Here is a 24706-nt window from a genome sequence, read left to right as displayed (position 1 = left end):
ATTCGGGATTCGCAAAAGCGAATTCCGAATCCTCTCCCCTAATCCCGAATCCCTAATCCCGAATCCCGCTTTCGGAGAAAGCACATGAAGCAAGTTCAAGACGCCTACATCGTCGCCGCCACCCGCACCCCGGTCGGCAAGGCCCCGCGCGGCGTGTTCCGCAATACCCGTCCCGACGACATGCTCGCGCATGTGCTCAAGTCGGTCATCGCGCAGGCGCCGGGCATCGACGTCAACCGCATCGACGACGCGATCATCGGCTGCGCCATGCCCGAGGGCGAGCAAGGCATGAACGTGGCGCGCATCGGCGTGCTGCTGGCCGGCCTGCCCAACACCATCGCTGCCCAGACCATCAACCGTTTCTGCTCCTCCGGCCTGCAGGCCGTGGCGCTGGCGGCCAACGAGATTCGCCTGGGCAATTCCGACCTGATGCTGGCCGGCGGCACCGAGTCGATGTCGATGGTGCCGATGATGGGCAACAAGGTCGCGCTGTCGCCGTCGGTGTTCAACGACGACCACGTCGCCATCGCCTACGGCATGGGCATCACCGCCGAGAAGGTGGCCGAGGAATGGAATATCTCGCGCGAGGATCAGGACGCGTTCGCGCTGGCCTCGCACCAGAAGGCGATCGCCGCGCAGCAGGCCGGCGAGTTCAAAAGCGAGATCAGCCCGTATGAAGTGATTTCGCATCAGCCCGATCTGTCCGGCAACCTGATCAAGCTGCGCAAGACCCTGGTCGAACTCGACGAAGGCCCGCGTCCGGACGCGTCGCTGGAAGCGCTGGCCAAGCTCAAGCCGGTGTTCCGCAACGGCCAGTTCGGCGGCAGCGTCACCGCCGGCACCAGCTCGCAGATGAGCGACGGCGCCGCGGCGGTGTTGCTGGCTTCGGGCCAGGCGGTGAAGGACTACGGGCTGACTCCGCTCGCGCGTTTCGTCAGCTTCTCGGTCGCCGGCGTGCGTCCGGAAGTGATGGGCATCGGCCCGATCGCGGCGATTCCGAAGGCGCTCAAGCAGGCCGGCCTGACCAAGGACCAGATCGACTGGATCGAACTCAACGAAGCCTTCGCCGCGCAGGCGCTGGCGGTGATCCGCGACAGCGAACTCGACCCGTCCAAGGTCAACCCGCTCGGCGGCGCGATCGCGCTCGGCCACCCGCTCGGTGCAACCGGCGCGATCCGCACCGCGACGATCGTGCATGGCCTGCAGCGTCGCAAGCAGAAGTACGGCCTGGTAACGATGTGCATCGGCACCGGCATGGGCGCGGCGGGCGTGTTCGAGTCACTGTAAGCCGAACGTTCGTCAGCGTCAGCAAGAAACCCCGGGCAACCCGGGGTTTTTTGTGTGTCCGATTTTTCCTTCGCATCTGGCCGAATTCGCCCTGTGCCGCGCGCGGCCGGCATGATGGGATGGCGCGCATCGACCCGCGCCTGTCCGGAGCCACTCATGAGCGACTCAGCCCTGCCTTACGCCGCTCCGGGATGGGCGGTCGCGATGCGTCGTCTCACCACCTATCTGTCGCAGGATTTTCTCGGCGGCCCGCGGCCGTGGAAACTCGCCTGGGTGGTCAATTTCCAGAAGGCCGGCACCTTCGTGTTTCTCGGCGCGTTGATCGGCTACTACCACAACACTTCGACGGCCGCGTGGATCTATCTGGCGATGCACGGCAGCTACGGCCTGGTCTGGATCATCAAGGACCTGGCGTTTCCCGATCCGAGTTGGCAGGTCAAGGTGACGATCGGCGGCGGGATCAACGCGTTCGCGAGCGTGCTGGCCTGGTACTGGGTGTTCGGCTGGCTGCTGATTTCAGGCGCGTCGCAACCGGAGTATCCGTTGCCGGACGCGGTCTGGTTTTGTCTGTGCATCAGCCTGTGCATTCTCGGCTGTACGATCATGATCGCCGCCGATGCGCAGAAATACTTCAGCTTGCGCGTGCGTAGCGGCCTGATCAGCGACGGCATGTTCCGCTATGTGCGCCATCCGAACTATCTGGGCGAGATCATGATCTACGGCAGCTTCGCGCTGATGGTCTGGCATTGGCTGCCGGTCGTGGTGCTGGCCTGGGTCTGGCTGGGCCTGTTCGCGGTGAACATGGCAATGAAAGAGGCGAGCATGTCGCGCTATCCGCAGTGGGCGGCGTACAAGCGGCGCAGTTGGTGGCTGATACCGGGGCTGTTCTGAGCCGGGTCGCATCGGCGAGACAAGCAGCGAGCATCGCTTGCGCGGGGTTAGCGTGGATGCGTTCGCACGACGATCAGGCGTGGCCGCGCCGCGCATCGTCGCTGTCGTGAAAGCGCGGCTATCGAACGACCGGGCCCGCGCGCAATCGCACGGACCCGGCGCTGAAGGCTTACTTCGGACAGGCAGTGAACTTGCCCTTGGCATCGCGACACCGCTTGGTCTCAGCCTTCTTCGCGCAGGCGATGAACTTGCCCTTGTCGTCGCGGCAACGCTCGGTGGCGGTCTTGGCTGCGGTCGCGGCTGCGGGTTTCGTGGACGGCGCCGGAGTCGGCTTGGTCGTCGGCGTCGGCTGGGTGGCGGGCGCGGGCTGCGGCGCGGCGATCGCGCTCAGACTCAGGGACAGCAGGACGGTGGCGAGCGAAACGGCGAGCGTACGGCGCATGGCGAAGTCTCCCGAGAACGCGACCGCAAGGTCGATCGCAGCGCGATGCTAGCAATCCGGACACCGTCGCTGTGTGTTGCCGGGATTAAATTTACTTAATCCATCCGCCCTGCCCGCCTTGATTCAACGCCGGCGGCCGCGAATCAAGCCATCCGGGTGCCGTTAGCCACCGGACGCTCGATCGTGGTGATGACCACGCCCTCATCGGTCGGAAAACCGGTCAACAGAAATTCCGATACGAACGGCCCGATCTGCTTGGGCGGAAAATTGATCACCCCGACGATCTGACGTCCGACCAGATCTTCAGCGGCGTACAGATGCCGGATCTGCGCGCTGGTCTTGCGGATGCCGTGCGGGCCGAAGTCGACCCACAGTTTCCACGCCGGCTTGCGCGCCTGCGGAAATTCCTCGACCTGGATCACGGTGCCGGCGCAGAGTACGACTTTTTCGAAATCGCTCCACGCGATCGTCGCGGTGGATTCGGCTGCCGTCGGTTGGGATGTTGCCTGGCTCATCGTCTGATTCCTTCGCTCATGTCTTTCCACGCGTCCTTCCATTGCGCCCAGCTGTAGCTCAGCTGCGCCGCCAGCAGGCCGGCGGGTTTCATCGCCGAGACCAGCCCGTAATCCGACAGCTCGCGCCAGCGCTGATCGCCGTCGGCGATCGCCGCGGCGAGCAGTTCGCCGGCGAAGGTGGTCGGCGCGACGCCGTGTCCGCCGAACGCCTGCGCCAGCCACAGGCCCGGCTCTACCTGGCCGATCTGCGGCATCTGATGGCGCGCATAACTCATCAAGCCCGACCACGCGTAATCGATGCGCGCCCCGCTCAGTTGCGGAAACACCTTGAGCAGATCGCGATACAGCAGGCGCTTCACGTCTTGCGGCGAGCGATCGCGCACCGAGATGCGGCCGCCCCACAGCAGGCGCGTATCGGGCAGCGGCCGATAGTAATCGAAGGCGAAACGGGTGTCGTAGACCGCCGCGTTGGTATGCATCGCCTCGTGCAGGCGCGCGCCGAGCGGCTCGGTCACCATCACATAGGTCGCGATCGGCATCACCGCCGCATCGACCCGGCGCCGCAGCCCCGCCAGATAGCCGCCGCAGGCCAGCACCACCTGCTCGGCATGAATCTCGGCATGCTCGGTGCGTACCCGCCAGCCGGCGCCATCGCGTTCCAACGCGAGCGCCGGGCTACGCTCGTGCACGCGCACGCCCAGGCGCGCGGCCAGCGCCGCCAGGCCGTGCGCGTACTTCAGGGGATGAAAGTGCAAGGCCTGCGGTTCGAACAAGGCCTCGTGATAGCGCTCGCTGCGCAATCGTTCGCGCACGCGTTCGCGCGACCACCATTGCCAGTTCACCCCGAAGTGCTCGGCTAGCAATTGTTGTCGCGAGCGCAGCACCCGCGGATCGCGGAACCAGTTCGCCCACACGATCCCCGCCTCGACCGCATCGCATTCGATGCCATGACGATGGATGCGGCCGCGGATCAGCTCGACCGCGTCGGTGGTGCCCGCGTACAAGGCGCGCGCGCGTTGCGGCCCCAGTTCGCGCAGCAACGCGTCCTCGCCGCGCGAGAAACCGCCGAACACGAAACCGCCGTTACGCCCGGACGCGCCGAAGCCGATCTGCTGCGCGTCGAGCAGCAGCACGTCGGTCAAGCCGCGCTCGGCCAGACCCAGCGCGGTATTGAGGCCGGCGAAACCGCCGCCGATCACGCACACGCGGGTCTGCGCCCGGCCCTCCAGCACCGGCCATTCGGGGCGATGATCGAGGCTGGCGCGATAGTAGTTTTCGGCGGGTATGGACATGGGCGAAGCGCAGCGGTTTGATGTGGGCGGCCGAACGCGCGCAATGCGCGGACCCGCCGCGCCGCCGTCAGCTCGATGCCTTGAACGGGTGCCTTGAACGAATGCAGCGAACCCATGCAGCCTAGCCGCGAAATCCACCGCGCCGACCTAGCCTACCGCAGACGCAGCCTGTGGCTGCTCGCCGCGACCGTGCTGGTCTGCGCGATCGGACTGTGGCATTGGCACGAGTGGCTGACGACGGTACGCGATCACGTCCTCGCCAGCCCGCCCGACCGCGCGCGGCGCTGGTTGGCGCAGGCGATCGTGGTCATGCTGCTGGCGCCGGTGCTGCCGTTGCTGGGATGGGGCCGCGGCCTGCGCCGCATGGGCGCGGCCGCGCGCGCGCAAGGGCGGTTTCCGCCGCGCGACTGGAAGACCTATCGCGACGTGAACGTGCTGCGCGATCGCGCCGCCCTGGATTGGTCGCGGCGCAGCGAACGGCTGGGCCGTTTAGCGCAAAACGCCGCCGGACTGTTGGTCGCGGCGGCGCTGGCGGTGTGGCTGTGGTTGAGCTGACTCGCTCAGCCGGACCGGTGGACGTGGCTCAGGCCAGGTCTTCCACGCCCAGTTCGTTCAATGCGTTCTGCATCAACTGACGCGCGGCGTCGCTGAGCTTTTCGTGGTCCAGCGCATAGCGGATGGTCGCCTCGATCAGGCCCAGGTGGGTGCCGCAGTCGAAGCGGGTGCCCTGGAACCGATACGCGTTGACGGTTTCGCGATCGAGCAAGGTTGCGATCGCATCGGTCAGCTGGATCTCGCCGCCGGCGCCCGGCGTGGTCTTTTCCAGCAGTTCGAAAATGCCCGGGTTGAGCACGTAACGGCCGACCACGGCGAGGTTGCTCGGCGCGACCTCGGGCGCCGGCTTCTCGACGATCGCGCGGATGCGGCCTTGGCGCGCAGCGAAACCGTCGGTCGCGACGATGCCGTAGCTGGCGGTCTGCGAACGGGGAACGTCCTGCACCGCGATCACGCTGGCGCCGGTGGCTTCGGCCGCGTCGGCCATCTGCTTCAGCGCGCCGGGGCCGCGGTTCCAGATCACGTCGTCGGGCAGTAGCACCGCGAACGGTTCGTTGCCGATCACGTCCTTGGCGCACAACACCGCATGGCCCAGGCCGAGTGCTTCGGCTTGAGTGACGAACACCGCGCGCACGCCGGGCGGCAGCACGTTGCGAATCAGTTCGAGCTGTTCCAGCTTGCCCGAGCGCTCGAGCTTTTGTTCCAGCTCGTAGGCCTTGTCGAAGTAATCGGCCACCGCGTGCTTGTAGCGGTTGGTGATGAACACCAGCGTGTCGCAACCGGCTTCGATGGCTTCATCGACCGCATACTGGATCAACGGCCGATCGATGATCGGCAGCATTTCCTTGGGCACGGTCTTGGTCGCGGGAAGAAACCGGGTGCCGAGGCCGGCGACGGGGAACACGGCCTTGCGAATACGTGGAGGCATCAAATCTTCCTGGCGTTACGGGCGGGGAATGCCACCACCGTAGCCGACTCTTTGTAATCAGGGTGTTCACCCACCGGGTGGAACTCCGGCACCGCGATGCGCAGCAGCACCGCGAGCGCGTCGCGGTCGTAGCGGATCGAGGCTTCGCGCAGTTGTTGCAGCGAATGCTCCAGCGCGCTGGTCGACACATCGCGCGGCTCGGCCTGCAGGATCTTGGGGTGCACGGTCGGGCGATAGCGCTCGTCGGCATGGAACAAGGTCTCGTGCAGCTTCTCGCCCGGGCGCAGGCCGGTGTAGACGATCGCCACGTCGCGGCCCGGCTGCTTGCCGGCCAGACGGATCATCTGCTCGGCGAGCAGGCGGATCGGCACCGGCTCGCCCATGTCGAGGGTGTAGATCGCCTCATGCGTGCCGATCGCCGAGGCCTGCAGGATCAACTGGCAGGCTTCGGGAATGGTCATGAAGAAACGGGTGACTTCCGGGTCGGTGACCGTGACCGGGCCGCCGCTGCGGATCTGTTCGCGGAACAGCGGCACCACGCTGCCGGCCGAGTCGAGCACGTTGCCGAAGCGCACGGTGACGAAGCGGGTCTTGCGCTGGTCGGCCAGCGAGGTGCAGGTCATCTCGGCCAGACGCTTGGTCGCGCCGAGCACGTTGACCGGGTCGACCGCCTTGTCGGTGGAAATCAGCACGAAGGTGCCCACGCCCGCGGCGCGGCAGGCGCGCGCGACGGTTTCGGTCGCCAGCACGTTGTTGCGCACCGCTTCGCGCAGTTGCGCTTCCAGCAGCGGCACCTGCTTGTAGGCGGCGGCGTGGAAGGCGGCGTCGGGCTCGGCCAGCTTGAGCGCGTATTCGATCACCGCCTTGTCGCCGCAGTCGCCGAGGATCGGAATGAATTCGACGTCGGGGAAATCGCGGCGCAGCGCGGTCTCGGTGGTGACCAGGGCGAGTTCGTCGATTTCGATCAGGGCGATGCGGCCGGCGCCGTGACGCGCGCACTGACGGCACAGCTCCGAACCGATCGAACCGCCGGCACCGGTGACCAGCACCGAGCGCGCGCCCAACCAGCCGCGAATCGCCTTCCAGTCCGGCAACACCGGCTTGCGACCGAGCAGATCCTCGATCGCGACTTCCTTCAACTCGCCCGGCAGCGAACGGCCTTCGAGCACGTCCTGCAGGCGCGGCACCATCCGGAACGGCACACCGGTGCGTTCGCAGGCCATGACGATGCGCTGCATCGCGTTGGCGTCGGCCGACGGCATCGCGATCACCAGCAGCTTGGCCGCGGTCTCGCGCGCGATCTCTGCGACGTCGTCGACCTTGCCCAGCACCGGCACGCCCTGCACCTTGCTGCCGCGCAGGCGCGCGGCGTCGTCGAGGAAACCGACCGGGTGATAGGTGCCGAAGCGGCGCAGATCGCGGACCAGCGCCTCGCCGGCGCGGCCGGCGCCGAGGATCAGGATGCGCACCGACACCGCATTGGCGCTGTCGATCCGGCTGTCTTTCCAGGCGCGATACAACAGACGCGGCGCGCCGAGCATGCCCATCAGCACCAGCGGATACAGCACCAGCACGGTGCGCGGGACCTGTTCGACGCGGTTGTACAGGAACAAGCCGAGCACGATCGCGAACAAGCCGAGCATGCAGGCTTTGAAAATATTCCAAAGGTCGGGAACGCCGGCGAAGCGCCACAGGCCGCGATACAGGCCGACCTGCCAGAACACCAGACCCTGCGCGAGCAGCACCAGGGCGATTTCGGTCGACCACAGCGGCAGCGGCGGCGGCGTGGCGGTGATGCCGAAACGCAGCTTGTGCAGCGCTTGCCAGACCAGCCAGACCATCGCGAGATCGTGCGCGACCACCGCCAATCGGGGCAGCCCGCTTTTGAGACGATCACGCCATGAGCTCATTCTTGCCTCGCCTGATTACTGGTACTGATTGGGTATGCGTCAGCGGCTGCGACCGTCGGGTCGGGTCCCGGTCTTCTGGATCAGCCACCAAAAAAAAGCGCCGGATATATACCATCCGGCCCCCATACACAGCATGAAACCGATTCGGACTTCGGTCACAAGCCGCATGGAGAGTAAGGCCAGCAGCGTGAAAACCGCATAGGCAAGGGTCACGCGCGTGTGGCCGATGTGCCTCGCCCAGACCTGATAAGCATGCTGGGTGTGCGGGGTCCACCACCGCTCACCGCGCCTCACCCGCCGCAGCAGGGTCAGCGAGGAATCGATCATGAATGCGGCCAGCGGGATCATGACCATCACCAGACCAGTCGCCAGTCCGCCCTGTGAACGCAGCCCCAGCATCCCCGCCGACACCACGGTCAAGGCGGCCACGGCGTAGCCGATCGCGCCGCTGCCGACGTCGCCCATGAAGATCCGCGCGCGCGGGAAATTGAATGGCAGAAAGCCCAGGCAGGCCGCCATCAGGGCCAGCGCCAGCCAGTTCCAGACCGTGCCGCCCAGGCCGACCAGGGCGAACCCGACCAGCGCCGCCTGCGAAGCGGCCAGGCCGTTGATCCCGTCCATGAAGTTCCACACGTTGGTCAGGCCGAGCGCCAGCACGAACGCGGCCAGCGCCAGCCACACGTCGCCGAGCACCGACCAGATCGCGAAGCCGAACACCGCCGCGGCCAGCGCATGCACGCCCAGCCGCAGCCACGGCGACAGCGGCCTATGGTCGTCGACCCAGCCGATCGCCGCGACCATCAACAGGCCCAGCGCGAACGCCCATACCACCGGCGCGTGCGAGGGGAAACGAATGCCCAACGCGACCGCGGCGATCAACACCGCCGCGACGATGGCGATGCCGCCGCCGCGCGGGGTCGCCTCGCTGTGGCTGCGGCGTTCGCCGGGCTGGTCGATCATATTGCTGCGCAATGCGTACACGCGCGCAAGCCAAGTCCCTGCCGCGCCCAGCGCCGCATAGATCGCGATCCACTGCCACATGGTTCAGACCACCGCGTAGTTCAACAGCGGCTTGATCGTGCCCCACTCCTTGCAGCTCGGGCATTGCCAGTGGTGGCTGCGCGCGCCGAAGCCGCAGCTCTTGCAGCGGTAGCTCGGATTGCGCACCAGCAACTGATCGGTGATGTGCTTGAGATCGTGCAGGGTCGCCAGCGGATCGGCGTTCTCGGCGATGGTCAGGTCGATCAGCGCCGCTTCGCCGCGCACCGACGGACGATCCTTGAGCTGCCGCGCCAGGTAGGCGCGCGCGGCCGGCACGCCATCCTCGGCCTCGACCATCCGGGTCAGCGCCAGCACCGGGGCGATGCCGCGGTAGTGCTCGCACATTTCGGCCAGGAACGCGCGCGCGCCGGTGGCGTCGCCGTCGCGCTCGTAGCAGCTGAGCAGGGACGGCAGCACTTCGGGCAGGTAATCCGGATCGGCGCGGGCGACCCGCTCGAACGCGCGGATCGCGGCGGGATCGTTGCCGGCCTCGACCTCGACCCGACCTTCGAGCATGCCGGCGCGCACCGAATTGGCGTCGGCCTCGTAGGCGCGCTTGATCGCGGCGCGCGCGGCCTCGCTGTCGCCGGCGGCGCGGTGGCGGTCGGCCAGTTCGCACTCGAACTGAGCGATCAGCTTGCCCATCGGCTCGCCGGTCGCCGCTTCATAGCGCCGGGCGTTCTCGATCGCTTTGTCCCAGTCGCGCTCGGATTGGTAGATGCCGATCAGATGGCGCAGCGCCAGCGGCGCCAGGTCCAGCGCGACCAGATCGCTGAACACGGTCTCGGCGCGGTCGAGCAGGCCCGAGCGCATGTAGTCCTCGCCCAGCGCCAGCAGCGCCTGCACCTTCTGCTGATCGCTCAGGCCCGGCCGCTGCACCAGCGCCTGGTGCAGCCGGATCGCCCGGTCGACCTCGCCGCGGCGGCGGAACAGATGGCCGAGCGCGACCTGGGTCTCGAAGGTGTCCTTATCGAGTTCGGCGATATGCAGGAAGATCTCGATCGCCTTGTCGGGCTGTTCGTTGAGCAGGTAGTTGAGGCCGCGGAAATAGGTGGTCGACAGGCGGCTGACCTGATTGTCGCTATGGCGCTCGCCGCCGCGCCGGCCGACCACCCAGCCGCTGACCGCGGCGATCGGCAGCAACAGGAAGAACCAGAACCACTGGCTGATGAATTCCATGCTCAGACCTCGGGGCCGGCGATGGTGGGCGGCGCCACAACGGTGCGCTGCGCGCGGGCGAGCCGGCGGCGCAGCGGCAGGACCACGCTGGCGCTGATCGCCAGGCCGCCGATCAACGCGCCGATCAGCAGCGCCACGATCAGGGCGATGCCGAGCGAGGTCGCCGGGATGAAGCCCACGCCCAGGTCGATGCTGACGATCTGGCGATTGAGGGCGCCGAGAATCGCCCCTGCCGCGAGGCAGACCAGGGCGATGAGAAGGCGGATCACGCGCATGGGGAGGGTTCCAACGGTCGTGCACGGTCTCGTGCGTGTCGGTCCTAGCTTAACGGACGCGTGTGCGTGCCGGGGGGGGGAACGAGTTCAGAGGAGTGAGAAGTGAGTCAGAGCGTGGTTGCCCTGTCCCTCCGCCAGTGCGGCCTGGATGGAGGCGCGGACGCGTGTGTGCGCCGGGGAAAACGAGTTCAGAGAAGTGAGGAGTGAGGAGTGAGGAGTGAGTCAGAGCGTGATTGCCCTGCCCCTCGGCCAGCGCGGCGGGTACATACATAAAAAAGGAATCGGGAGTGGTCCAGCGGCGAAGGCGCCACTCGTTCCTCACTCCTCAAGGCGGCGCAGCCGCCACTCATTCCTGCCTTGAAGCTTTCAGCCTTCCTCGTCCAACGGCGTAACGCCGCTGACGCGCTCGCGCAATTCCTTGCCGGGCTTGAAATGCGGGACATGCTTGCCGGGCAGCGCGACCGATTCGCCGGTCTTGGGGTTGCGGCCCAGGCGCGGCGGACGGTAATGCAGCGAAAAACTGCCGAAGCCGCGGATCTCGATCCGCTCGCCGGCCGACAAGGCGCCGCCCATCATTTCCAGTAATGCCTTCACCGCCAGATCCACATCGTCGCCCTTGAGATGGGCCTGACGCTGCGAAAGGATCTCGATGAGCTCGGACTTGGTCATGCGGAGTGTTGCCTGGCCTTATGAAGGTCGTTGAAGAGTGCCCGCGACATCGCGGAACGCCGCGATCCCCTGCCACGGACCGAAGACGGCCGGCATGGCCGGACCGTCCCGGTGTCGCATCGCGGCCGGCGCTGGGCCGGACCGCGACGCGGATACCGCCGGCCGGGACGAATCCCGGCCGTATTGCGATAGAACGTAAAGCCCGCGATTACTCGGACTTGCCGCCCAGACGCTCGCGCAGCAACGCGCCGAGGCTGGTGGTGCCGCTGGAGGCTTCCGAGGCGCGGTGGTTGTAGTCCGACAGCGCTTCCTGCTGCTCGGCTTCGTCCTTCGCCTTGATCGACAGCTGCATGCTGCGGCCCTTGCGGTCGGTGCCGATGATCTTGGCTTCGACTTCCTGGCCGACCTTGAGGTACGTGGAGGCGTCTTCGACGCGTTCCTTGGCGATGTCGCGCGCGGCGACGTAGCCCTCGATACCATCGGCCAGTTCGATCGTGGCGCCCTTGGCGTCGACTTCCTTGACCACGCCCTTGACGATCGAGCCCTTGGCGTTGGAGGCGACGTACTGACCCATCGGGTCCTGCTCGAGCTGCTTCACGCCGAGCGAGATGCGCTCGCGCTCCGGATCCACGGCCAGGACCACGGCTTCCAGCGTGTCGCCCTTCTTGAAGTTGCGCACGATGTCTTCGCCGGTGGTGTTCCAGCTGATGTCCGACAGGTGCACCAGGCCGTCGATACCGCCGTCCAGGCCGATGAAGATGCCGAAGTCGGTGATCGACTTGATCTGGCCTTCGACCTTGTCGCCCTTCTTGTGGATGGCCGCGAAGGTCTCCCACGGGTTCGAGGTGACCTGCTTCATGCCCAGCGAGATACGACGACGCTCTTCATCGACGTCGAGCACCATGACCTGAACTTCATCGCCGACCTGCACGATCTTGGACGGGTTAACGTTCTTGTTGGTCCAATCCATTTCGGACACGTGGACCAAGCCTTCGACGCCCGGCTCGATCTCGACGAACGCGCCGTAATCGGTGACGTTGCTGACCTTGCCGAACACGCGGGTGTTGGCCGGGTAGCGACGGGCGATGTTGTCCCACGGATCCTCGCCCAGCTGCTTGAGGCCGAGGCTGACGCGGTTGCGCTCGCGATCGTACTTGAGCACGCGCACGTCGAGTTCCTGACCGACTTCCACGACTTCCGACGGGTGACGCACGCGCTTCCACGCCATGTCGGTGATGTGCAGCAGGCCGTCGATACCGCCCAGGTCCACGAACGCGCCGTAATCGGTGAGGTTCTTGACCACGCCCTTGAGGATCGCGCCTTCCTGCAGCTTCTCCATCAGCTGTTCGCGCTCGACGCTGTACTCGCTCTCGACCACCGCGCGGCGGGAGACGACGATGTTATTGCGCTTGCGGTCCAGCTTGATCAGCTTGAACTCGAGTTCCTTGCCTTCCAGGTAAGCGGAGTCGCGCACCGGGCGCACGTCCACCAGCGAACCGGGCAGGAAGCCGCGGACATCCTTGATGTCGACGGTGAAACCACCCTTGACCTTGCCGCTGATGCGGCCGGTGATGGTCTCGTTCTTTTCGAGCGCCTCTTCGAGCTCGTCCCACACCATCGCGCGCTTGGCCTTCTCGCGCGACAACACGGTTTCGCCAAAGCCGTTCTCGATCGAGTCGAGTGCGACCTTGACTTCGTCGCCCACGGCAACGTCGATCTCGCCGGCGTCGTTACGGAACTGTTCGATCGGCACGATGCCTTCGGACTTCAGGCCCGCGTTGATCACCACCACGTCGCTGCGGACTTCCACAACGGTACCGGTGACGATCGCGCCCGGCTTCAGCTTGGCCAGGTATTGCTGGCTGGCTTCGAACAGTTCGGCAAATGATTCGGTCATTGGATTGAATATCTCGGTTGAACACACGGGCCGCACCGTTTGACATCGTTGCCGTCGTGGCAACGCAAGCAGAACGTGGTCGACCCACCCGTTATGTGGCGCGATGGAGCCGCACCATGTGTTGTTGGTTGATCCGGCGCAGGATTGCGACGGGGTTTTTGTTGCTGAGATTTTTTCGCGTTTCCGCCGCGGACGATGAGCTCGCGCCGTTGTCGATGGCCGTTCAGCGCGCAGGCAACAAAGCCAGCACCTGTTCGACTACCGTGTCGATTCCCAGACCGGTGGTATCGATGCGGACGGCGTCTTCAGCCGGTCGCAAGGGAGCCACCGCGCGCTGGGCATCGCGGGCGTCGCGGGCCAGAATCTCCCGCAGCAGACCGTCCAAGGTAACGCAAACCCCTTTGTCTTTCAACTGCTTATAGCGCCTTTCCGCCCGTTCGTCGGCGCTGGCGGTCAGGAAGACCTTGAACGGCGCGTCCGGGAAGATCACCGTGCCCATGTCCCGTCCGTCGGCGACCAGCCCGGGCGCCTGCCTGAATGCGCGTTGGCGGTCCTTGAGCGCGGCCCGGACCTCCGGAATCGCGGCGATCGCCGAAGCGGCCGCGCCGGCGGTCTCGGTGCGCAGTTCGTCGGTGGCGTCCTGTTCGTTGACCAGCACCCGCAACTCGCCGGACGGGTCGTCGCGGAAGCCGATGCGGGTGTCGAAGGCGCAGCGGACCAGGGCGGCCGGGTCGGCCAGGTCCAGATCGGCCCAGCCGGCGGCGACGCCGACCGCGCGATACAGGGCGCCGGAGTCCAGGTAATGCCAGCCCAGGCGCTGGGCGACCAGGCGGCTGATTGTGCCCTTGCCCGAGCCCGAGGGCCCGTCGATGGTCAGGACGGGGATGGTGGTGCTGTCGGAGGATGCATTATTCATGGCGCCTATTATGCGGCGGCTGGAAGCGGTTTCGGTCCGCCCCGCCCCGGGCGCGACCGCGGTCTGACCGCCGGATCGGTCCACGCATCCTCGGCACCGACGCCATGCATTGGTACGCGTCCGGCCCCGGGGCCGAACCGCCGCCGACAGCGCAATTGGGCCCTGAATTAAGCCGTATCGCACCGCCCCGCCCACGCCGAGCGAATTTTTTCCCTGCAAGCGCTTGATCGGACGAAGATTTATCCGGTACAATCGCGGGCTAACTTTTCCACCCCGTTTCTTTCACCTATTTTTGCCGAGGTCTGTCATGAAGGTCCTGTCCTCCCTGAAGTCGGCGAAGGCCCGTCACCGCGACTGCAAAGTCGTCCGCCGCCGCGGCAAGGTCTTCGTGATTTGCAAGTCGAACCCGCGTTTCAAGGCGCGTCAGCGCTAAGAACTCGCCGGCGGGTCCATCCGCCGCTTGAGGTTCAAGTCGAAAGCCGCCGCAAGGCGGCTTTCTTCGTTCTCCCACCCCTTTCGCCCCCAGCTTCGCAAAAACGTGACGGCCGCACGCTGCCGTTAAGCGTCACCTTGTGCCTAGAATCCCGCGTCCTTTGACGAGGTGGATTTGCCATGAAACTGCGCATTGCCGTTGCACCCCTGCTTGCCCTGCTCGCCCTGTCCGGCGCCGCCTCGGCCGAGACCCTGTTGATCGAGCGCGTGCAGCAAGAGGGCAAGGCCCTGCTGCCGGTGCGCGGCCAAGGCATGGACCAGGTCAAGGCCCGCTACGGCGAGCCGACCCAGCGCCTGGAGGCGCGCGGCGGCCAGAAGCGGCAGTGGCCGCAGATCAACCGCTGGGTCTATCCGGCCTTCACCGTGTATTTCGAGAAGAACCGGGTGATCGACGTGGTGGCGAACAAGGCGGACGCGAACGAAGTCGGGCCGAAACCGCCTATCCTTTGAGGTTATGACTAACAACGCATTGCGCTTCCCCGCGGAGTGGGAACCCCAATCCGCGGTCCTGATCGCGTGGCCGAACGCCGACACCGACTGGGCCGATCGCCTGGGCGAGGTCGAGGAAACCTATATCGCCCTGGTCGCGGCCATTACCCGCTTCCAGCCCGTGCTGATCTGCGTGGCCGACGACGACGTGCAGGCGTATGCCCGCGCGCGCCTGTCCTCGGCGCGGATCGACATGGGGGCGGTGCGTTTCATCGACGCGCCCTACGACGACACATGGCTGCGCGACTCCGGTCCGATCACCCTGAAAGCCGGCGACGGCTTCCATTTGCTCGATTTCCGCTTCACCGGCTGGGGCGGCAAGTTCGACGCCAGCCAGGACGATCTGCTGGTGGAACGGCTCAGCGATCAGGGAATCTTCGCGAACAGCGAGCGCCAAAGCATTGATTTCGCTTTGGAAGGCGGCGGCATCGAGACCGACGGCGCCGGCACCCTGCTCAGCACCTGGCAGTGCCTGCACGAGCGCCACCCCGACGCCAGCCGCGAAGAGATCACCGCCAAGCTGTCGGCCTGGCTGCATCAGGACCGGGTGCTGTGGCTGGACCACGGCTATCTGGAGGGCGACGACACCGACGCCCACATCGACACCCTGGCCCGCTTCGCCGCGGTCGACGCCATCGTCTACCAGGGCTGCGACGATCCGGCCGATTCGCATTACGACGAACTGCAGGCCATGGCCGCCGAACTGGCCGCCCTGCGCACCCGCGACGGCCAGCCGTATCGTTTATTCGCGCTGCCGTGGGCGCAGCCGATCATCGACGAAAACCGAAGGCTGGCGGCCAGTTACGCCAACTTCCTCATCGTCAACGGCGCCGTGCTGATGCCGGCCTACGGCGACGCCCGCGACGGCGAAGCCCAGGCGGTGTTGGCGCAGGCCTTCCCGGATCGCGAAATCGTCCCGGTGCCGTGCCGTCCGCTGATCTGGCAGAACGGCAGCCTGCATTGCGTGACCATGCAGTTGCCGCGCGGCGTGGTGGCCTGAGGCCATCGGGTCTTAGTTTCGAACTTCGCACGGGAAGGGGCTTGCAGCCCCGACTCGTGCCGATCGCCACACTGGACCATGAGCGAGCTTTCTTCGAGTGTCGGGGCTGAAAACCCCGCCCACGAAAACCCTCGTCACGTCAACTCGACCGGCAGCAGCGCGCCGGTTCGCGGGCTTTGCCTGCATGCGGCGTCCGCGTGCGCTCACGCACCGCCGTCGCGACTTCCTACAATAGCCACGCCCCCACGCCGGACCTGCCGCCCCGATGAAGCCCACCACCCTCCCCGTCGCCCTGATCCAGGACCGCGACCACGGCTCGCGCGAGGCCAATCTGGCCAACATCGAAAGCCGCGTCGCCGAAGCCGCGAAGCAAGGCGCCAAGCTGGTGCTGCTGCAGGAACTGCACAACGGGCCGTATTTCTGCCAGCACGAATCGGTAGCCGAATTCGATCTGGCCGAGCCGATCCCGGGCCCGAGCACGCAGCGCCTGGGCGCGCTGGCCAAGCAGCACGGCGTGGTGTTGGTCAGCTCGCTGTTCGAGCGCCGCGCGGCCGGGCTGTATCACAACACCGCGGTGGTCTATGAAACCGACGGATCCATCGCCGGCAAGTACCGCAAGATGCATATCCCGGACGATCCGGGCTTCTACGAGAAGTTCTACTTCACCCCGGGCGATATCGGCTTCGAGCCGATCGACACCTCGGTCGGCCGCCTCGGCGTGCTGGTGTGTTGGGACCAGTGGTATCCGGAAGGCGCGCGGCTGATGGCGCTGGCCGGCGCCGATCTGCTGCTGTATCCGACCGCGATCGGCTGGGACCCGGACGATCAGCAGGACGAAAAAGACCGCCAGCGCATGGCCTGGATCCTCAGCCACCGCGGCCATGCGGTCGCCAACGGCTTGCCGGTGCTTAGCGTCAATCGCGTGGGCCATGAGCCCTCGCCGATCGGCGCCTCGGGCATTCAATTCTGGGGGTCGAGCCACGTGCTGGGGCCGCAGGGCGAGTACCTGGCGCAGGCCAAGACCGCCGAGCCCGAGATCGTGATGGCCAATGTCGATCTGGGCCGAAGCGAGCATGTGCGGCGAATCTGGCCGTTCCTGCGCGATCGCCGCATCGACGCCTACGCCGACCTGCTCAAGCGGTACCGCGATTGAGCCCCGCCGCACCCGCGTCGTTGCAACTGCGCCCGGCGGTCGAAAGCGACCTGGCCGCGATCCACGCGCTGTACGCGGTCGAGGTGCGCGAGCACCTGGCGACCTACGAATACGACGTACCCGACCTGGCCGAAATGCATCGGCGCTGGCGCGCGATCGTCGACGCGGGCTATCCCTATCTGGTCGCCGAATGCGACGGCGCCTTCGCCGGTTACGCCTACGCGACCAGTTACCGCACCCGCATCGGCTATCGCTGGACGGTGGAGAACTCGGTCTACATCGAACCGGCCTTCCACGGCCGCGGCATCGGCCGCGCGCTAATGCTGCGGCTGATCGACGACTGCACCGCGCTGGGGTTCCGGCAGATGGTCGCGGTGATCGGCGACGGCAGCAACGCCGCCTCGGTGGCGCTGCACGAGCGCCTGGGTTTCAAGCTCGCCGGCGTATTTCACGGCCTGGGCCGCAAGCACGGGCGCTGGCTGGACACGGTGCAGATGGTGTTGCCGCTCGGCGACGGCAATGTCGGCGAGCCCGATGAGAACGTGCCCGGGTTGAAGTAGGCCCGTCGCTCAAAGCGGGAGCGCGGCTTGAAGTCTGAGAGCTTCAGCCCCGACGCGTTTCGCTGCGATCGCATCGATGTTTTATCGCGACGGTCCGAATTGCGCCGGGCCTGAAGACTTTCTCTGAAAACCTCCGGCCGCATCCTCGCGGCCGAAGCAGTTCACCGCTATCGGATCAAACCTCCGACACACGCACCACCAACTTGCCGAAGTTGCGCCCTTCGAGCAGCCCGATAAACGCCTCCGGCGCGTTCTCCAGACCGTCGATCACGTCCTCGCGCACGATCACGCGGTCGGCGTCGATCCACTCGCCCATGTCGCGGCGGAAGGCCTCGAAGCGGTCGGCGTAGTGATCGAGGATGATGAAGCCCTGCATGCGGATGCGCTGTTGCAGCACCGTCGCCATCAGCAGCGGCAGACGGTTGGGCCCGGCCGGCAGGTTCTGGCGGTTGTAGTCGGCGATATGCCCGCACACCGGCACGCGCGCACCCTGGTTGAGCAAGGGCAACACCGCGTCGAACACCTCGCCGCCGACGTTCTCGAAATACACATCGATGCCGTCGGCGCAGGCCGCGGCGAGTTGCCCGGCCCAGTTCGGATCGTGGCGATCAAGGCAGACATCGAAACCCAGCGTCTCGACCGCATACCGGCATTTGTCGGCGCCGCCGGCGATGCCGACCACGCGCGCGCCCTTGAGCTTGGCGATCTGCCCGACCACCGAACCGACCGCGCCGGTCGCAGCGGCCACCACCACGGTCTCGCCCGGGCGGGGCTGGCCGATATCGAGCAGGCCGACATAGGCGGTGAACGCCGGCATGCCGAGGCCGCCCAGCGCGCGCGAAGGCTGCGCCATCTCGCCGAGCGCGGTCAGATCCGTGCCGTCGGACAGCGCGTAGTCCTGCCAGCCGGCGCTGGCGAGCACCAGATCGCCGACCTGGAAGCCCGGATGTCTGGACGCGACCACGCGGCTGACCGTGCCGCCGATCATCGGCGCGCCCAGGGTCACCCCCGGCGCATACGAGGTGCCGCCTTCTTCCATCAAGGTGCGCATGTAGGGATCGAGCGACAGGTACGCGGTGCGCAGCAGCACCTGACCTTCGGCCGGCGCCGGTACGGCGGCGTGATCGAGGCGGAAGTCCTGTGCGGTCGGCACGCCCTGCGGACGGGCGGCGAGAAGGAAGCGGCGATTGACGTTGTCGCTTTGCGGCATGGGATGAGGTCCGGTTGGAGAGGGAGATCGGGTGAATTGGCGTGGGTCGTCCAGAACGTGGGGCATGAGGCAGAATCGACTTAGGGGGTTGCACGGCCTTAAATAGACCGGTCGTCTATAAAACAGACAAAGAAAAGGCGGGAAGGCCCGCACCCTCCCGCCTCAGGCGGTCGCGCCCAGCCCCAGCAACTGCCGGGTGCTGGCCATGGCGGTGTCCAACGGCGCGCGGTCGCGGGTGATCTTGGCCAGCAGGCTGGCGCCGAGCCAGTTCTGGTAAAGCTCGGCGCCCGCCAGGGCGGCATCGCGAGGGGCCGTCAACGAACCGTCGGCGCGACCGGCTTCGATGCAGCGCGCCAGCCGCTCGACGATCCCGCGGGTGCCCCGCGCCAGCGCCGCGCGCATGCTTTCGGACAGATCGCAGACCTCGGCGCCGAGCTTGACCACCAGGCAGCGGCTCTGCGCGTCGTCGCCGGTCTGCGAATCCAGCCAGTCGTGGAAGTAGGCGCTCACTCGCTGCGCCGCCGTGCCCGGTTGCGCCAGCAGTTCGTCCATCCGCCCCAGGTAATCGGCGAAATAGGCTTCGAGCACCGCCTCGCCGAACGCTTCCTTGGAGCCGAAGTAGTGATAGAACGAGCCCTTCGGCACCTGCGCCGCGCTCAGGATCTCGGCCAGGCCGACCGCGGTGAAGCCCTTGCGCAACAGCAAGGGGTGGGCGACATCGAGGATGTGCTGGCGCACATCGATAACGGTGGAGGTGGCGTTCATGGAAGCCACACTAGCGAGCATTAGACCGGTCGTCTAGCGATGATTGGTCGCATCCGTGCCTAAAGACCGATGGCTTAGGCACGCAAAAAGCGCACTCTCGACACCAAGCCTGCGCTTGGCTTTACTCAATCCGCACACTCGCGGCCGACGAACGGCGACAATAAAACGAACGGACGTGCTATTTTAAAACCCATGTCGACCCTGACCGCCACCAACAAAGGCGCCGCCACCCGCGACGCGATCCTCGAGCAGGCCTATGGCATCGCCTGCTCGGCCGGTTTGGAAGGGCTGTCGATCGGCCCGCTCGCGGCCGCGGTCGGCATGTCCAAGAGCGGCGTGTTCGCCCACTTCGGCTCGCGCGAGGATCTGCAGCTCGCCGTGCTCGACATGGCCGGACAGCGTTTTGCCGGTTACGTGCTGCTGCCGGCCTTGCAGCAACCACGCGGGTTGGTGCGTTTGCGCGCCATCGTGAATGCCTGGTACGACTGGTCCCGGCACACCGATGGTGGCTGCGTGCTGCTTGGCGCGGTCAGCGAGTACGACGACCGCCCCGGCCCCCTGCGCGACTGGGTGGTCGAGCAACAAAAGCGCTGGCGCCAGGTCCTGGGCCAGGCCGTTCAATTGTCCATCGACACCGGCGAACTCGGCGCCGACACCGATACCGAGCAACTCGCGTTCGAAATCTATGGGCTGGCGCTGATCGTCCATCACGACGCCGGCCTGTTCGGTTTCGACGCCGCCACCGAACGCGGCCGGCGCGCCTTCGAGCGCCTGATCCGCTCCTACGCGCCCGCCCCCACCGCCTGAGCGCCCGACGAGGTCCGTCATGTACCCGCTTATCGCCAAAATTAGCACGACCGTTCGTAACGCAATCAAGTTATACGGCCTGCGCCTGAGCTTCGTTTTCGGCGGCTGGTTCGCGCCCGAGGCGACCATGCGCCGCGCCGCCGACCTGTTCTGTACCCCGTTCGCCTCCTCGCGCCGGCGCGCGCTGGCCGCGCCGACCTTCGACGCGCGCGAAGACACGCTCGACATCGACGGCCATGCCATCGCCACGTATGTCTGGGGCGATCCGCAGCGCCAGCCGTATGTGCTGTTCGCGCACGGTTGGTCAAGCCATGGCACCCGCGTCGCCAAGTGGCTGCCGCAGTTGTTGGCCGAAGGCTATGCGGTGGTCGCGTTCGACCAGCCCGGTCACGGCCGCAGCGGCGGGCGCTTGGCCACCCTGCCCGACTTCACCCGCCATCTGCACCAGGTCGGCGAGCACTACGGCCCGGCCGCGGCGGTGATCGGCCATTCGCTCGGCGGCGCCGCGGCGCTGCTGGCGATGGCGCGCGGCCTGCGCGCCGAGCGCGCGGTGCTGATCGCGCCGGCCGCCGATCCGGTCGCCGCGGTCAAACGCTTCGCGCGGTTCCTGTGGGTCGGCGACGATCTGTGCCGGCGCATGTTCGCGTATTTCGAAACCCGCATCGGCATCAGCTTCGATTCGCAACAGGCGCATCGCAACGCCCCGACCATCGCCCGTCCGGCGCTGATTGTTCACGACCTGGACGATCGCGAAGTGCCTTGGGCCGAGGGCGAACGCTATGCGCGCTACTGGCCCGATTCGCGCCTGCTCAGCACCCAGGGCCTGGGCCATAACCGCATCGCCGACGACGGCGGGGTGATCGTCGCGGCGCTGCGTTTTCTGCATGGCGAACAGGTCGGGGACAAGGTGGTGTCGAGCGAGAACCTGCCTTATGGGTTTGCTTGAGGCGGGCGATCAAGAACGAGTGGAGAGCAGTGAGTAACGAGTAGAACCAGTGCGACATGCGATCGGTCAGGCCGGGGCTTCACCCCTCCGGCTTCGGCCAGGCCGTTCGCTTTGCGGTTTATGCCGATCGCGGGTGCGGGCGGGCGTCGTAACCGCCCGGTGGCGGCGTCGGCCTGACGCTCGCGCGCCGGATACCGCCGACGCGGCGCTGCATTTGCCGCTACGCCGCCCGGACCACCGGCCGCGCGCCACACCGATTGCGCATTCCCGGACCGCCGTCGCGGGTTTGCCGGCACCCCTGCCCGACCTCTATGCTGCGGGCCTTTCTGTGCTCCGGCACAGCACCTCGCCGCGCGAGCCAGAAGCCCCCATCCGAATGAATGAACCGCTGAACGACGGCCTGCAAGGCCAACCGCACGCCATCGTCGAACGCGACGGCGTCCGCTACACCCTGCTGGGCACCGCGCACGTGTCGCAGGCCAGCGTCGACGCGGTCCGCGATGCGGTCGGCAGCGGCCGCTATGACGCGGTCGCGGTCGAACTCGATGCGCAGCGCCTGCAGTCGCTGACCGACCCCGACGCGCTGGCCAAGCTCGATCTGATCCAGGTGATCCGCTCAGGCAAGACCGCGCTGTTCGCCGCCAACCTGGCCCTGGCCGCGTACCAGCGCCGGCTGGCCGAACAGCTCGGCATCGAACCGGGCGCCGAACTCAAGCGCGCGGTGCTCGAAGCGCGCCAGCGCGAACTGCCGGTGCATCTGATCGACCGCGACGTCGGCCTGACCTTCAAGCGCGCGTCGAGCAAGCTGGGTTTCTGGGGCCGGGCCAAGCTCGGCGTCGGCCTGATCAGCGGCCTGTTCGCCGCCGACGAGGTCGGCGAGGAAGAGATCGAGAAGCTCAAGCAGGGCGACATGCTCGAATCGAGCTTCGGCGAGTTCGCCGCCGAAAGCCCGCAGTTGTACGAAACCGTGATCGCCGAGCGCGACCGCTACATGGCCGCGCGCCTGCGCGAGACCCACGGCGACGCGCGCGAAGTGCTGGCGGTGGTCGGCGCCGGTCATCTGCAAGGCTTGGCCAAGCACCTGCGCGAAGACACCCAGGATCCGGTCGAGCAGCGCACCGAACTCGAACAGGTCGCGACCAAGAGCAAGGTGCCGTGGGTGATGATCGTGATCACCAGCCTGATCCTGGCCGGCATCGCCTGGGGCTTCTGGAAAGGCGGCGTGGCGATGGGCGCAGACCTGCTGCTGCAGTGGGTGCTGTACACCGGCGGCCTGGCCGCGCTGGGCTGTCTGCTGGCCGGCGGCCATCCCTTCAGCGTCATCACCGCGGCGGTGGTCGCGCCGCTCAAGCCGTTCCGTCCCGGCGTGCCGACCGGCGCGCTCAGCGCGCTGGTCGAAGTGCATCAGCGCAAGCCCGCTTACGGCGACTTCATGGCTTTGCGCGACGATGCGCAGACGCTCAAGGGCTGGTACCGCAACCGGGTGGCGCGTGTGGTGTTGAACTTCATGCTGACCAACATCGGCACCGGCATCGGCGTGTGGATCGCCGGATTCCGGATCGCCAGCAAACTGGTCGGCTGAGGCGCGACGATCGCGGCGACGCATCGTCCATCGATGCCCTCCCCGCTCGCGACGATGCGCCGCCGCGGATGCGCCCATTTAGCTGAACCATCGCGCGCGGCTACGGCGACAACGATCACGCGCGACGACGACCTGTCAGTTTTCGCCGTTGACTTGGCGTTGGCGCCGCCCGATAGTTCGGCACCGGATGGATCCATCCGCGGCAGGCTACGCGCACCACGCCATGGATGAGGCAAGCACCGTCACCGACAACGCGCCGGCCGCACCGACGCCTTGCGCCGAACGCGACGACCAGTCGGCAACCGCCGTGCTGGATGCGCGATTGCCACTGCAAGGCATTCAGATCCAGGGCTGGCCCAACGATGAGTTCCTGATCGGCAACGCCGCCGGCAAGCACTTGGTGGCCGGCAAGGAAATCGCACTGATCATCCGCGCGCTTTGCGACGCGCCGGACGGCGCGCACGCCTACGCTCGCTATGCCGCGCAGGGCGGTCGCCTGGCCGAAGCGGCGTTCCTGGCGCAGGCCTCGCGCTGCGTCGCCGCGCTCGCGCCGACGCCGTCGCCGGCCGCTCCGCCTCGATTGTTTTTCCGCCGCACGGTGCTGTCGCCCGATCGCGTCGCCCCGTTCGCGAACATCGCCCGGCACGCCTTCGTGCTGCCGTGGGCCGCGCTCGGCGTGCTCGCCGCCTTGGCCGCGCCGGTGTTGGCGATTGCGGTGTTCGGCGAACGTCTGGCCGCGACCTGGCTGAGCCTGGATCAGTCCATCGCCGCGTTCGTGCTGATCCTGCTCGGCGCGGCGATCCACGAGTTCGGCCATGCCGGCGCCCTGGTGCGGCACGGCCAACCCGCCGGCGCGATCGGCGCGGGCCTGTATCTCGGCGCGATTCCGGTGTTCTACGCCGACGTCTCGCGCGCCTGGCGCCTGAGCGTGCGCGCGCGGGTGGTGGTCAACCTAGGCGGCGTGTATTTCCAGGCGGTCTATGCCACGGCGCTGATGCTGCTCGGCGCGGTCGCCGGGTATCCGGCATTGCAGATGGCCGGTGCGCTGTCGGTGATCCTGGCGCTCACCCAGTTCATGCCGTTCGCGCGCACCGACGGCTATTGGGTGCTGAGCGATCTGCTGCGCGAGCCGCGCCTGGGCAAGTTCGACGCCAAGCTGTTGCGCGAATGCGGGCAGCCCGACGCCGCCGGCCGCAAGGCGCGCTTGCGGCTGGCGTATCAACTTTGCAATGCCGCCGTCGTGGTCGCGATCCTGGTCGTTTCCTTCCGCCACGCCTCCGGCCTGCTGCATGCCATCGCCGATTCCTACAGCACCGGCATCGTGTCCGACACCCTGCGGCAACCTTCGCGCTGGCTGTCGCTGGTGCTGCTTTGCTTCCTCCTCTACCAACTGCTGGCGTTGTCGCGCCGGCTCGCAAACAACGCCAGGTCACGCCGCCGGCCTGGTTGAGCACTACCCGTAGCGCGGCCTCGAAATGGACTGTCCGAGCATGAACGAAAACCTGGATACCGATCTGAAACTGGAAGCGCTGGACGAACGCCTGGAATTCGCCCCGGCGTGGTTGTGCGAGAACGCCGAGTGGTTCACCGATTTCTGGGGCCTGGACTGCACCCAGTAACGATCGCCGACGCGGTCCGTGCCGGCGTTGCATGAACCCCGAACGCCGCCCACGGACAGCCGATGCTCAACCGTCGCGGCCATGATGGCCGCGGCCAACAGCGGAGAACGAAGATGGACGCACCGATCGACAGCAACGAACTGAAGTTGGAAGAACTCGACGAACGCCTGGAGTTCGCGCCGGCCTGGGTGTGCGAGTACTTCCCGATCTACGAATACTTCGGCGGCAACTGCACCCAGTAATTCACCGGTAAACGCGCCGGATAAGACGACGGAGCGGGACCGGC

General features: G+C 66.8%; 27 protein-coding genes. 14 read left to right on the top strand and 13 right to left on the bottom strand.

Annotated elements, in window-relative coordinates:
* Nucleotides 1–84 precede the first annotated feature (84 nt).
* Both AC3A4T_RS15025 and AC3A4T_RS15020 read left to right on the top strand, forming a co-directional pair.
* Complete coding sequence (locus tag AC3A4T_RS15025; RefSeq protein WP_487676104.1) at nucleotides 85–1287, top strand: acetyl-CoA C-acyltransferase; 1203 nt, start codon at nucleotides 85–87, stop codon at nucleotides 1285–1287.
* Nucleotides 1288–1443: 156 nt separating this feature from the next.
* A complete protein-coding gene (locus tag AC3A4T_RS15020; RefSeq protein ID WP_487676103.1) occupies nucleotides 1444–2178 on the top strand; it encodes a methyltransferase family protein in 735 nt (244 codons plus the stop codon).
* 169 nt (nucleotides 2179–2347) lie between these two features.
* Here the strand turns inward: AC3A4T_RS15020 and AC3A4T_RS15015 are convergent, their stop codons facing one another.
* From AC3A4T_RS15015 to AC3A4T_RS15005, 3 genes are all read right to left on the bottom strand, one after another.
* Nucleotides 2348–2620: a hypothetical protein gene (locus tag AC3A4T_RS15015; RefSeq protein ID WP_487676102.1), complete on the bottom strand. Its 273-nt coding sequence runs from the start codon at nucleotides 2618–2620 to the stop codon at nucleotides 2348–2350.
* Nucleotides 2621–2763: 143 nt separating this feature from the next.
* On the bottom strand, nucleotides 2764–3135 hold the full coding sequence (locus AC3A4T_RS15010) for a tRNA-binding protein (protein ID WP_487676101.1): 372 nt from the start codon (nucleotides 3133–3135) through the stop codon (nucleotides 2764–2766).
* On the bottom strand, nucleotides 3132–4427 hold the full coding sequence (locus AC3A4T_RS15005) for an NAD(P)/FAD-dependent oxidoreductase (protein WP_487676100.1): 1296 nt from the start codon (nucleotides 4425–4427) through the stop codon (nucleotides 3132–3134). Before AC3A4T_RS15005 ends, AC3A4T_RS15010 begins: the two co-directional genes overlap by 4 nt.
* A gap of 114 nt (nucleotides 4428–4541) precedes the next feature.
* Between AC3A4T_RS15005 and AC3A4T_RS15000 the strand changes: the two genes are divergently transcribed.
* Nucleotides 4542–4982 carry a hypothetical protein gene (locus tag AC3A4T_RS15000; protein ID WP_487676099.1) on the top strand — a complete coding sequence of 147 codons (441 nt, stop codon included), beginning with the start codon at nucleotides 4542–4544 and terminating at the stop codon, nucleotides 4980–4982.
* 28 nt (nucleotides 4983–5010) lie between these two features.
* On the opposite strand, the gene galU is transcribed toward AC3A4T_RS15000, so the two are convergent.
* From galU to cmk, 8 genes are all read right to left on the bottom strand, one after another.
* Complete coding sequence (gene galU, locus AC3A4T_RS14995) at nucleotides 5011–5910, bottom strand: UTP--glucose-1-phosphate uridylyltransferase GalU (protein WP_487676098.1); 900 nt, start codon at nucleotides 5908–5910, stop codon at nucleotides 5011–5013.
* Entirely contained in the window at nucleotides 5910–7820 is a 1911-nt protein-coding gene (locus AC3A4T_RS14990) for a polysaccharide biosynthesis protein (protein WP_056107875.1), read from the bottom strand. Before AC3A4T_RS14990 ends, galU begins: the two co-directional genes overlap by 1 nt.
* Before the next feature lie 39 nt (nucleotides 7821–7859).
* Nucleotides 7860–8861, bottom strand: a complete 1002-nt coding sequence (locus AC3A4T_RS14985) for an MraY family glycosyltransferase (protein WP_487676097.1) — start codon at nucleotides 8859–8861, stop codon at nucleotides 7860–7862.
* Between the two features lie 3 nt (nucleotides 8862–8864).
* Nucleotides 8865–10040: a lipopolysaccharide assembly protein LapB gene (gene lapB, locus AC3A4T_RS14980; RefSeq protein WP_036103137.1), complete on the bottom strand. Its 1176-nt coding sequence runs from the start codon at nucleotides 10038–10040 to the stop codon at nucleotides 8865–8867.
* 2 nt (nucleotides 10041–10042) lie between these two features.
* On the bottom strand, nucleotides 10043–10315 hold the full coding sequence (locus AC3A4T_RS14975) for a lipopolysaccharide assembly protein LapA domain-containing protein (RefSeq protein ID WP_056107884.1): 273 nt from the start codon (nucleotides 10313–10315) through the stop codon (nucleotides 10043–10045).
* A gap of 366 nt (nucleotides 10316–10681) precedes the next feature.
* Nucleotides 10682–10984: an integration host factor subunit beta gene (locus tag AC3A4T_RS14970; protein WP_057947915.1), complete on the bottom strand. Its 303-nt coding sequence runs from the start codon at nucleotides 10982–10984 to the stop codon at nucleotides 10682–10684.
* A gap of 208 nt (nucleotides 10985–11192) precedes the next feature.
* Complete coding sequence (gene rpsA / locus AC3A4T_RS14965) at nucleotides 11193–12881, bottom strand: 30S ribosomal protein S1 (protein WP_036103144.1); 1689 nt, start codon at nucleotides 12879–12881, stop codon at nucleotides 11193–11195.
* 223 nt (nucleotides 12882–13104) lie between these two features.
* Nucleotides 13105–13797, bottom strand: a complete 693-nt coding sequence (cmk, locus tag AC3A4T_RS14960) for a (d)CMP kinase (RefSeq protein WP_487676273.1) — start codon at nucleotides 13795–13797, stop codon at nucleotides 13105–13107.
* A gap of 307 nt (nucleotides 13798–14104) precedes the next feature.
* Here cmk and ykgO point away from each other — a divergent pair, with 307 nt between their 5' ends.
* From ykgO to AC3A4T_RS14935, 5 genes are all read left to right on the top strand, one after another.
* Nucleotides 14105–14230 (top strand): type B 50S ribosomal protein L36, encoded by a 126-nt coding sequence (gene ykgO / locus AC3A4T_RS14955; RefSeq protein WP_010342887.1) that lies wholly within the window; start codon nucleotides 14105–14107, stop codon nucleotides 14228–14230.
* A 179-nt stretch (nucleotides 14231–14409) separates the two neighbouring features.
* Nucleotides 14410–14739 carry a hypothetical protein gene (locus tag AC3A4T_RS14950; RefSeq protein WP_487676096.1) on the top strand — a complete coding sequence of 110 codons (330 nt, stop codon included), beginning with the start codon at nucleotides 14410–14412 and terminating at the stop codon, nucleotides 14737–14739.
* Nucleotides 14740–14743: 4 nt separating this feature from the next.
* Nucleotides 14744–15778 (top strand): agmatine deiminase family protein, encoded by a 1035-nt coding sequence (locus AC3A4T_RS14945; RefSeq protein WP_487676095.1) that lies wholly within the window; start codon nucleotides 14744–14746, stop codon nucleotides 15776–15778.
* 265 nt (nucleotides 15779–16043) lie between these two features.
* Complete coding sequence (locus AC3A4T_RS14940) at nucleotides 16044–16931, top strand: carbon-nitrogen hydrolase (protein ID WP_487676094.1); 888 nt, start codon at nucleotides 16044–16046, stop codon at nucleotides 16929–16931.
* Entirely contained in the window at nucleotides 16928–17491 is a 564-nt protein-coding gene (locus tag AC3A4T_RS14935) for an N-acetyltransferase family protein (protein ID WP_487676093.1), read from the top strand. Before AC3A4T_RS14940 ends, AC3A4T_RS14935 begins: the two co-directional genes overlap by 4 nt.
* 175 nt (nucleotides 17492–17666) lie before the next feature.
* Here the strand turns inward: AC3A4T_RS14935 and AC3A4T_RS14930 are convergent, their stop codons facing one another.
* Both AC3A4T_RS14930 and AC3A4T_RS14925 read right to left on the bottom strand, forming a co-directional pair.
* On the bottom strand, nucleotides 17667–18701 hold the full coding sequence (locus AC3A4T_RS14930) for an NADP-dependent oxidoreductase (protein WP_487676092.1): 1035 nt from the start codon (nucleotides 18699–18701) through the stop codon (nucleotides 17667–17669).
* 162 nt (nucleotides 18702–18863) lie between these two features.
* On the bottom strand, nucleotides 18864–19466 hold the full coding sequence (locus tag AC3A4T_RS14925; protein ID WP_487676091.1) for a TetR/AcrR family transcriptional regulator: 603 nt from the start codon (nucleotides 19464–19466) through the stop codon (nucleotides 18864–18866).
* Nucleotides 19467–19658: 192 nt separating this feature from the next.
* Between AC3A4T_RS14925 and AC3A4T_RS14920 the strand changes: the two genes are divergently transcribed.
* The 6 genes from AC3A4T_RS14920 (at nucleotide 19659) to AC3A4T_RS14895 (ending at nucleotide 24662) form a co-directional block, all read left to right on the top strand.
* On the top strand, nucleotides 19659–20273 hold the full coding sequence (locus AC3A4T_RS14920; RefSeq protein WP_487676090.1) for a TetR/AcrR family transcriptional regulator: 615 nt from the start codon (nucleotides 19659–19661) through the stop codon (nucleotides 20271–20273).
* A gap of 19 nt (nucleotides 20274–20292) precedes the next feature.
* Entirely contained in the window at nucleotides 20293–21219 is a 927-nt protein-coding gene (locus AC3A4T_RS14915; RefSeq protein WP_487676089.1) for an alpha/beta hydrolase, read from the top strand.
* Between the two features lie 376 nt (nucleotides 21220–21595).
* Nucleotides 21596–22801: a TraB/GumN family protein gene (locus tag AC3A4T_RS14910; RefSeq protein ID WP_487676088.1), complete on the top strand. Its 1206-nt coding sequence runs from the start codon at nucleotides 21596–21598 to the stop codon at nucleotides 22799–22801.
* Between the two features lie 223 nt (nucleotides 22802–23024).
* On the top strand, nucleotides 23025–24251 hold the full coding sequence (locus AC3A4T_RS14905; protein ID WP_487676087.1) for a zinc metalloprotease: 1227 nt from the start codon (nucleotides 23025–23027) through the stop codon (nucleotides 24249–24251).
* A gap of 40 nt (nucleotides 24252–24291) precedes the next feature.
* On the top strand, nucleotides 24292–24420 hold the full coding sequence (locus AC3A4T_RS14900) for a hypothetical protein (RefSeq protein WP_255357262.1): 129 nt from the start codon (nucleotides 24292–24294) through the stop codon (nucleotides 24418–24420).
* A 113-nt stretch (nucleotides 24421–24533) separates the two neighbouring features.
* Entirely contained in the window at nucleotides 24534–24662 is a 129-nt protein-coding gene (locus tag AC3A4T_RS14895; RefSeq protein ID WP_487676086.1) for a hypothetical protein, read from the top strand.
* Nucleotides 24663–24706 lie beyond the last annotated feature (44 nt).

The organism is Lysobacter sp. Soil_N_51, assembly GCF_057655755.1.
The sequence above is the reverse complement of the archived record's forward strand: the minus strand, read 5'-3'. Positions and strand labels throughout refer to the sequence as shown.